General features: G+C 59.7%; 7 protein-coding genes and 2 pseudogenes. 2 read left to right on the top strand and 7 right to left on the bottom strand.

All coding sequences use genetic code 11. The features are described 5' to 3' along the window. The first annotated feature begins 411 nt into the window (after window positions 1–411). Together AC2VNK_RS03140 and hemG are read left to right on the top strand one after the other, a co-directional pair. Window positions 412–1,455: an AI-2E family transporter gene (locus AC2VNK_RS03140; RefSeq protein ID WP_486882762.1), complete on the top strand. Its 1,044-nt coding sequence runs from the start codon at window positions 412–414 to the stop codon at window positions 1,453–1,455. Between the two features lie 4 nt (window positions 1,456–1,459). Beyond that, window positions 1,460–2,800 (top strand): protoporphyrinogen oxidase, encoded by a 1,341-nt coding sequence (gene hemG, locus AC2VNK_RS03135; RefSeq protein WP_486882761.1) that lies wholly within the window; start codon window positions 1,460–1,462, stop codon window positions 2,798–2,800. A 13-nt stretch (window positions 2,801–2,813) separates the two neighbouring features. Here the strand turns inward: hemG and AC2VNK_RS03130 are convergent, their stop codons facing one another. The 7 genes and pseudogenes from AC2VNK_RS03130 to AC2VNK_RS03100 form a co-directional block, all read right to left on the bottom strand. After that, entirely contained in the window at window positions 2,814–3,662 is an 849-nt protein-coding gene (locus AC2VNK_RS03130) for a L,D-transpeptidase family protein (protein ID WP_291524953.1), read from the bottom strand. A 90-nt stretch (window positions 3,663–3,752) separates the two neighbouring features. Continuing rightward, a complete protein-coding gene (gene recG, locus AC2VNK_RS03125) occupies window positions 3,753–5,813 on the bottom strand; it encodes an ATP-dependent DNA helicase RecG (RefSeq protein ID WP_486882760.1) in 2,061 nt (686 codons plus the stop codon). A gap of 1 nt (window position 5,814) precedes the next feature. Beyond that, a complete protein-coding gene (locus AC2VNK_RS03120) occupies window positions 5,815–6,030 on the bottom strand; it encodes a DUF1858 domain-containing protein (protein ID WP_291522088.1) in 216 nt (71 codons plus the stop codon). Between the two features lies 1 nt (window position 6,031). Continuing rightward, a pseudogene (locus AC2VNK_RS03115) lies at window positions 6,032–6,388 on the bottom strand (Rid family detoxifying hydrolase); the annotation flags it as partial. 48 nt (window positions 6,389–6,436) lie between these two features. After that, window positions 6,437–8,716, bottom strand: coding sequence for a RelA/SpoT family protein (locus AC2VNK_RS03110; protein WP_291522085.1), 2,280 nt, complete (start codon window positions 8,714–8,716; stop codon window positions 6,437–6,439). Beyond that, entirely contained in the window at window positions 8,700–8,975 is a 276-nt protein-coding gene (rpoZ, locus tag AC2VNK_RS03105) for a DNA-directed RNA polymerase subunit omega (RefSeq protein ID WP_291522083.1), read from the bottom strand. The genes AC2VNK_RS03110 and rpoZ overlap by 17 nt, the downstream gene beginning before the upstream one ends. A 23-nt stretch (window positions 8,976–8,998) precedes the next feature. After that, window positions 8,999–9,209, bottom strand: a pseudogene (locus tag AC2VNK_RS03100) (guanylate kinase); the annotation flags it as partial.

Genomic DNA, 9,209 nt, shown 5'->3' with positions numbered 1-9,209 from the left:
CGACGAACAGTAGTACATAGTTACTTGGCAACCAATAAGATATCGGAAGGACGAGCAACATGATTGGCACCGCGTACAGCACGATATTCCCCAAGGTAAGTCCTATGTTTTTGACACTGGCCTGTAACGATGACGGCTCGGTCTGACTCTGGTAGTTTGCATTAACATTCATTGAGTTATACCCCTTGCTGATGGAAGGTTCCGGTCCAATTGAACGGCACAATAATGTTTATTTTCTGGCCCCACTTAACCAAATCTAGACGATACCGCATGAAAACGCCAGCCGACTACAGAACTATCAGCCCTCTGTTTAGTGTCTACTACGGTGCCGCCCCCATAGCGAAGCCGCACCGGACTAGGTTATCCTGCCCCCATAACCGCCAAATACTGGATGAGGGGGCCTCGCTAACCATGCAAAGATTTTTTGTGCTGGCCATCCTGATCCTGCTGGGCTGGCTGACCTATCGCCTCTCTCCCATTCTCAGCCCCTTTTTGGTAGCCGGCATCCTTGCTTATCTCGGCAATCCGCTGGTCACCCGCCTACAGCGGCACCGAATCAATCGCACCTGGGGCACCACACTGGTTTTCGTCCTCGTCATCCTGATCCTGGCCGGGATCATCATGGCCCTGCTCCCCGTCATCCGTCACCAGTCCTTGCTATTCATCGAATATCTGCAAAAATATGTAGAACTCCTGCAAACCCAGATCATCCCGCAACTCTCCGCGCGAATCGGCATCCACCTCGACAGCCAAAGCATCACCCATTACGCCACTGCCAATGCCCAGAAACTGGCAGGATGGCTGGGGCGCAGCCTCCAGGTAGCGCTGAGCTCCGGCTCCGGCCTGATCAGCAGTGTACTCAGCATCATTTTAGTGCCGGTTCTGGGTTTCTATCTGCTGCGCGACTGGCCACGCCTCATTGCCCGTATTGCCGCCTTCATCCCGCCGCACTATCTGCCGCTTTCCCAGCGCCTGGCCGGTGATGCGGACGCCATGATCATGGCCTTTTTGCGTGGACAACTCCTGGTGATGTTGGCCCTCGGCACCAGTTACGCGATTGGCCTCAGTATTGTCGGTCTGCAAACTGCCGTCCTCGTCGGTCTGGTGGCGGGACTGCTCAGTTTTGTACCCTATCTTGGCGTCGTGAGCGGCATAGCCATGGCCACTCTCGCCATGTACGTGCAGACCGGCGCTTTTTTGCCCATTCTCTGGGTACTGATTGTCTTTGGCATCGGCCAGATACTGGAGAGCATGGTATTCACCCCCTATCTGGTGGGGGATCGCATCGGTCTACACCCGGTCGCGGTTATTTTAGCCGTGCTTGCGGGCGGCGAACTCTTCGGTTTCGTCGGTCTGCTGCTCGCGCTACCTGTCACCGCCGTCCTCATCGCCCTGCTGCGCCACGCCCATGGCTGGTACCTGCAGAGCCCTTACTACCTGGGTAAGGGGTCATAATCCCATGGAAGAAGTGATCATTATCGGCGCCGGTATTTCCGGTCTGGCCACCGCCTATTTCCTCCGTAAACGGGGTTGGTCGCCCTTGCTGCTGGAAGCAGGCGCCACGCCAGGTGGCAACCTGCAGAGTCGACGGGAAGAAGGCTATCTGCGGGATATGGGACCCAACTCGCTCCTGCTCAAAGGCCAGATTGTCCCGGAATGGCTCCGCGCGCTACGCCTGGAAGAAGACATCGTCGAAGCCAACCCGCTCGCCAAGCGCCGCTATATCCTTAATCGCCATCGGCAACCCGTCGCACTGGGACCGGGTGTGCTTTTTGGCGGCAGCCTGCTGAGTGTGCGCGGCCGCCTACATCTCCCTGGCGAGCCTTTCCGGCCACCGCGTCGGGTGCAGGATGGTGAGGAAAGTATTGCTGACTTTGTGCGGCGGCGACTCGGGGATGAAGCACTCACCTGGCTGGTCGACCCCTTCGTCTCCGGTGTCTTTGCCGGCAATCCCGCACGTCTTTCGGTACAAGCTACCCTTCCCCGCCTGGTGGCGCTGGAGCAGGACGGTGGCTCACTCCTCCGCGGCGCACTGCGTGCCCGGAACAGGAAATCGCCAGGCACTCCAAAAACCCGTCTTATTTCTTTTCGCGAAGGTCTGCAGGCCCTCCCGCTAAGGGTCGCCAGTACACTCGGCGATGCGCTGCGTTGCAACACCCCAGTCGATCAATTGGGTAATAGCGACGGCATGTGGCAGGTCAGCAGCGGCAACCATGCCTGGCAAAGCAAACGGCTCATTCTCGCCCTGCCCGCGGGCGCTGCGGCCAGTCTGCTCGCGCCAACGGACGCTGCACTTGCCCACGAACTGGACGCCATCCCTTATCCCGCGGTAGGCAGCCTGTCCATTGGCTTTCAGCGCGCACAGGTACAACATCCGTTGGATGGTTTCGGAATGCTGATTCCGCGGGTCATGGGTCTGGAAACACTGGGGGTGCTCTTCTCCTCCACCCTCTTTCCCGGGCGCGCACCGGCGGATCAGATATTGCTGACCGCCTTTATCGGCGGCAGTCAGAATGACATTTCCGGACGTAGCAATGATGATCTGCTGGCGACTGCATTACACGAAATCAACCCACTGCTGGGCATCAGCGGCAAGCCCGTTTTCACCCGCTGCCAGATCTGGCCAAAAGCCATCCCGCAATACGAAATCGGGCACCTGGATCGGGTAAGGCGGATCGACGCCCTAAGCGCCCGGTACCCCGGGCTGTACTTCCGGGCCAACTGGCGGGAGGGCGTCGCGCTGGGAGACTGTATGGAAGGGGCTTACCGGTTCAGTCAGGACGCCGACTGGCAGCGCTGAAAGCAGACTGAAATTAGTGTGCTGCGGTTGGGGCGAGCGCCGCAACCAGGGTATCCATCGCTGTATCCTGGGGCTTCGCAACAGCCCCTGGCGTCGCCGTGGTATTGAGCGCGGCAACGGACTTATACCGGGCGTTAGCACTAACCGATTCCAATTTGCGCCGTAATCCGGGTGCGTTCCCCACGATCTCCACAAGCGTCCCCACCTGCACCATCGCGGCGATTTGCTGTGCATCCCAGTTTGACAAGGCCACGCAGCCGGCCGTCCAGCGCCCAGGGAACACCTTGCTCTGAGGGTCATCTGCAAATTGCGGACCCATGCCGTGAATGCCTATTTCGCCGCCCAGCGCGGTATTTTGTGGCGGCGTCTGCCCTGCGTCGACGGCATCGACAATGGCGCGATATTGCGCCTTATTGATAACGCCTTCACGCAACCCCCACGCCGCATTTTCCCGGTTAGGGTAGGTCAAACCCATGAAGGGGCCATAGCGTGTGCCCCGGCTGACCCAGCCGATGTGATAACGCCCCATCGGCGTGACGTCATCCCCTCGTGTCCGTTTGGGAGCAGCGCCATTGAAGCCGATGGCTACCGGGTAGGTCGCCAGCACGGTATTACCCTTGTAGACCGTCAGGAAGTGCGTGGTAGTCGAAATGACGATATGCACCGATTGGACGACTGGCGCAGCGCTTGCCGGAGAGACCGCGGGCGCCACTGGCTGAACAACCGGCGGGGGAATCTGTGCGGCATAGTAGGCTACCGAGTGTACTGGCGCGGAGGGCAGATCTGTCGTCGTGCAACCCGCTAATCCCAGAGCACCCGGCATCACCCCCAACAGCCCCCATCCCTTGAATTTGCGTATCACTCCACTTCCCCCAGATTGGCTCTACTCACACAATCTCATAATATACCGGAAGCCTGAGCGCAAGGTCCATGATCTTCTGGCGGATTCCCGCTAACCCACCTGCCCGTAGTCCAGCCGGTTCCCCAGCCAGCGTTGCACGATAGCCTGCGCCGCATCAGCATCTTCCTGCAGCAGTTGATCCGCCAATTCTGGCACGAGGGCCAGCAGGGCTTCGTCACGCAGGATATCTGCGACGCGCATCTGCAGGATGCCCGTCTGCCGCGTGCCGAGATACTCGCCCGGTCCGCGCAGTTCCAGATCCTTGCGCGCGATGACAAAGCCGTCATGGGTTTCGCGCATTACCCGCAAACGCTCTCGCGCCTTGCCACTCAGGGGTGGATGATAGAGCAGGATGCAACTGCTCTGCTGCGCCCCCCGTCCTACCCGCCCCCGCAACTGATGCAGTTGCGCCAGGCCCAGGCGCTCCGCAGGTTCTATAACCATGAGACTGGCGTTGGGGACATCCACCCCCACTTCGATCACCGTCGTCGCCACCAGAATGCGTACAGCGCCTGACTGAAAGGCCGCCATCACCTCCGCCTTTTCTGCGGCGCGCATTCGCCCGTGGATCAGTCCGATGGCCACGCCGGGCAAGGCCATTTGCAGATCGGCAAAACTCGCCTCCGCCGCCTGCAATTCGAGGATTTCCGATTCCTCAATCAGCGGACAAACCCAATAGATTTGCCGCCCCTCCTCCAGCATGTGTTGCATCCGTCCGATCAGTTCGGGCCGACGACTGTCAGGCATCACCAGGGTTTCCACTGGGGTGCGCCCCGGCGGCAGCGCATCAATGACAGACACCTCCAGATCCGCATGCACCGTCATCGCCAGGGTCCGCGGAATCGGCGTAGCGGTCATCACTAGCAGATGGGGCATGGTCATGGTGCCTTTCTCCAGCAACTGACGGCGCTGCTCCACGCCAAAGCGGTGCTGCTCGTCAATAATGACCAACCCAAGACGAGAGAATTCCACCCCCTCCTGAAATAGTGCCTGCGTCCCCGTCACCAGCCCAAGCCTGCCACTGGCGAGGGCTTCCAGTGTCTCGCGACGGGCGCGCGGCGCGCGGCTGCCCACCAGATAACCCACGTCCTGGTCCAGCGCTTCCAGCCACTGCCGGAAGCGCGTATATAACTGTTCTGCGAGAATCTCGGTCGGCGCCATCATGGCTACCTGATATCCGGCATCCAGTGCGGTCAGCGCCGCTGCCGCCGCGACCAGGGTTTTGCCAGAGCCCACATCCCCTTGCAATAAACGACGCATGGGCTGATGGCGCGCCAAGTCGGCGTTAATCTCGGCAATCACCCGATCCTGTGCTCCCGTCGGTACGAAAGGTAACTGCGCCAGGAAACGCTGCCACAACTGCCCGTTACTGTGCAGACAAGGGGCATTCGGCATCATCCCCGACTGCCGCGTCTGGCGCACCGCCAAATGATTCGCCAGCAACTCCTCCAGCGCCAGCCGCTGCCAGGCAGGATGCTGCGGCGAGGGCATCTCATCCGCACTTTCGTGCAGCAGACGCAAGCCTTCGCGCAGAGTGGGCCACTGCGGAGGCAGTCGATCTTCAAGGTAGTCCGGAAGCTGGTCGAGGAGGGTCAGGGCCTGCGCTACCCAGCGCCGCCATTGCGCTTGGCTAATGCCTTCACTACTGGGATAAAAGGGGGTGAGGTGACGCGGAGCCCGAAACTGCGGGACATCCGCCATCTGCCATTCTGGATGCACCATTTCGAGGCCGTGAAAGCCGCCGCGCAACTCTCCGAAACACCAGAGCTGCCGCCCGACCTGCCATTGCCCACGCAGGGCCGCTACCATGTGAAAGAGCCGTATGAGCAGACGCCCGCTGCCATCACTCAAGGTCACCAGCCATTGTTCGCGTCGCCCGCGCTGGTGATCGATACTGACAACTTCACCCAGTACAGCGCACTCCTGACCGGGCTGCAAGGCCGCCATAGAGGATATGTGGCGGCGATCCTGATAACGACTGGGCAGATGAAACAGGATATCCTGGACCCGCCACAGGTCCATGCGCTGCAAGCGCTGGACCAGCGCGGGACCGACCCCGCGCAGTGCCGAGACGGAACTCTGCAGATACAGTCCCGTATTCGCTACCGCCATACTAGTCGGTGCGCGGCAGGGCCTCGCGACGTGCCCATTCCGCGAGAAGTTCGTCGAGGTCAACATGATGCATGGCGGCTACCCCCCCCAGCGTTTCACGCTCGGCGATGAAACACTCCCCACAATGGATACCACGTTCTTCCAGCAGCGAAACCAATACCGGATGTGCCTGCAGCAGCACACGCATGGGCTGGGCAAGCACTTCCGCGCGCTCCATCTCAGCCTGCCTTGATCAAGGCAACGATGCCGTCTATTTCTACCTGCGCCCCACGCGGCAGGGCCGATACCTGGACCACCGCCCGCGCCGGATAAGGCGGCGCGAACTCCGCCTCCATGGCCTGATTCACCTGCGCAAAATGGCCGAGATCCGTCAAATAGACCTGTAACTTAATGGCATCCTGTAGCCGCCCACCCGCCGCCGCACAGACTGCCTGCAGGTTATCCAGGACCCGCCGGATCTGCAGGGCGATGTCGCCCTCTACCATCTGCCCAGTGCTGGGGTCCAAGGGGATCTGACCCGAAAGGTAGAGCAGGCCGTCATGCACCATGCCCTGACTGTAGGCCCCGATGGCCTGGGGTGCTGAATTACTCTAAACTGGAACTGGCATAGATTAAACTCCTTGTTAGCCTTTGACCCGCTGTACCCGGGATACCATCGGCAGGCTACGCAAACTCCGCATTATTTTGGCCAGGTGATCCCGATGGTGCGCCTGTATGGTAAAAGTGATGCCCGTATAGAGTCCATCCTGGGGCTCGATGTCCACATGATCAATATTGGAATCTTCATCGGAAATCAGGGTGGCAATGCGGGCCAGCACACCACGCGCGCTTTCCGCCACCACCCGGATCGTCACCGGGAACTCACCCTGAGCTTCGGGGTCCCATTGCACGTCCACCCAACGGTCGCGGCGTTTGCGCCACTCGCGGATGTTGTGACAATCATGGGTATGCACCACCACGCCTTTGCCGGCACTGATGAAACCCAAAATAGGATCGCCGGGGATGGGCCGACAGCAACGGGCCAAGGTCACCGGCATGCCCTCTGTCCCCCGAATCAACAGGGGCTTTTTCGTGGCTTCCTCGCGATTGAGGCGGCTTGGCAGCAGTTGACTGACCGCATGCCCCAGACGGCGCGCGGTCTGCGCCAAACGCCCGCGATCCTCCTCCCCGGGTAAGAGCTTGTGTGCCACGACCAGCGGGAAAACCTCGCCCATGCCGATGGCGGCGAGCAGTTCTCCCTCATCCTGGACATTAAACGTCTTCAGTACCCGCTGAAAATCAGCCGCTTCAACCTGTTGGAGGTTGGCGCCCAGGCTATGCATCGCCTTTTCCAGCAAATTGCGGCCCAACACTTCGGCATCACCGCGCTGAATGGTCTTCAGATAGGCACGCACGCTGCCGCGCGCTTTGGCGGTCACTACCACATCCAGCCAGCCTGGCTGCGGATGCGCCGAAGCTGCCGTGACGATTTCTACCTTGTCCCCATTATTCAGAGGACTGCGCAAAGGCACGTACATATCATTGACCTTAGCGGCCACCGCCCGGTCACCAATATCGGTATGCACGGCGTAGGCAAAATCCACCGCCGTCGCACCGCGGGGCAAGCTGAGAATCTTGCCCTTGGGGGTAAACACATAGACCTCATCAGGAAACAGGTCGAGCTTAACGCTCTCCAGAAACTCCTGAGAATCTCCCCCCTGTATCTGCAGTTCCAGCAAACGCTGCAACCAAGCGCGCGCCTGTGTTTCGGCATGCGCATTATTCGAGCCCGTCTTGTACAGCCAGTGCGCCGCCACCCCCGCCTCGGCGACCCTGTGCATATCCTCGGTGCGGATTTGGACTTCTACCGGATGCCCGAAGGGGCCTAGCAACACGGTGTGCAGGGACTGATATCCGTTGGATTTAGGGATGGCGATATAGTCTTTGAAACGCCCGGGAATCGGCCGATACAGACTATGAACAATGCCCAAAACGCGATAGCAGGCATCCACATCGGCGACAATAACCCGGAAGGCATGGAGATCGTGGATGGCACCGAAGGGCATACCCTTCTTCTGCATCTTGCTATAAATACTGTAGACATGTTTCTCACGACCGCTGACCTGTGCTGCCAGCCCCTCCTGCCGGAGGCGGTCCTCCAGGGCGTGTTCAATTTTTTGCACCGCTTCCTTGCGGTTACCACGCGCTGCCTTTACGGCCTCATTGAGGGTGTGCCAACGCTTGGGGTAGAGATGGGAGAAGGCCAACTCCTCCAACTCAATGCGAATGGCATGAATACCCAGACGCTGCGCAATGGGCGCGTAAATATCGAGGGTTTCCCGGGAAATACGCCGCCGCTTCTCCGGCTTCATCACGCCCATGGTGCGCATATTGTGCAGACGATCAGCCAGTTTTATCAGCACCACGCGAATATCCCGGGACATGGCCAGAAACATCTTGCGGAAGTTCTCTGCCTGCGCCTCTTCACGGGTTTCAAAACGTACCTGCCCGAGCTTGCTGACCCCATCCACCATCTCCGCCACTTCTGGCCCGAAGCGCTCAACGATGTTTTCCTTGCTGATGTTGCAATCTTCAATCACATCATGGAGCAAGGCGGCTTGGATGGTGAAAATATCCAGTTGCAACTCGGCAAGAATGCAGGCGACCGCTACTGGATGGTGAATATAGGGCTCACCACTACGCCGGGTCTGTGCGCCGTGTGCGGTGGCGGCCAACTCGTAGGCTTCGCGCGCGCGCGCCACCTCTTCCGGCGTCATATATTGCTGGAGCAACGCGCGCAGCGGCGCGCAGGGATCCTCTAGGGCCGGAGAAACCGGCGGCAGACGCAGCACCTCGCCCACCGCTGTCGCCAGAGGCAGTCTCGGCACCATTGCGCCTAGCTCGCTTTCACTCGCCAGCGGCATCCTCAGCTCCAGCCGCTTCGCGGTTCGCTGCACCGGGGAAGTTGGGTAACGGTGGCGGCATCTGCTCGTCCAGAATCGCCCGGCTCACCTTGCCGGCAGCCACTTCGCGCAGGGCAATGACCGTATTCTTGTCACGTCCCGGCTCCACTTCCGGCACGGCACCGGAAGCCAGTTGCCGCGCCCGCCGCGCCGCTATCAAAGTTAACTCAAAACGATTATCCACATGATCCAGACAATCTTCTACTGTTACTCGTGCCATCGTCTATTCACCTTTTTATCAATTTAACCGCCAATACCCAGGAGACTCTTTAATCGTTGATACTGTGCATGCTGCTGATAACCCAGCCGCAAATGCTCGGCATGGACAATGCTCTGCAAGTCGGCTAACGCATCCTGGAAGTGGTCATTTACCACCAGATAATCAAACTCGTCATAATGCAACAGCTCTTCACGTGCTGCCGCCAGCCTGCACGCAATAACCGCCTCTGAATCC

Source organism: Acidithiobacillus sp. TH-A35 (assembly GCF_057473505.1).
This window is presented reverse-complemented; position numbering and strand designations above follow the sequence as displayed.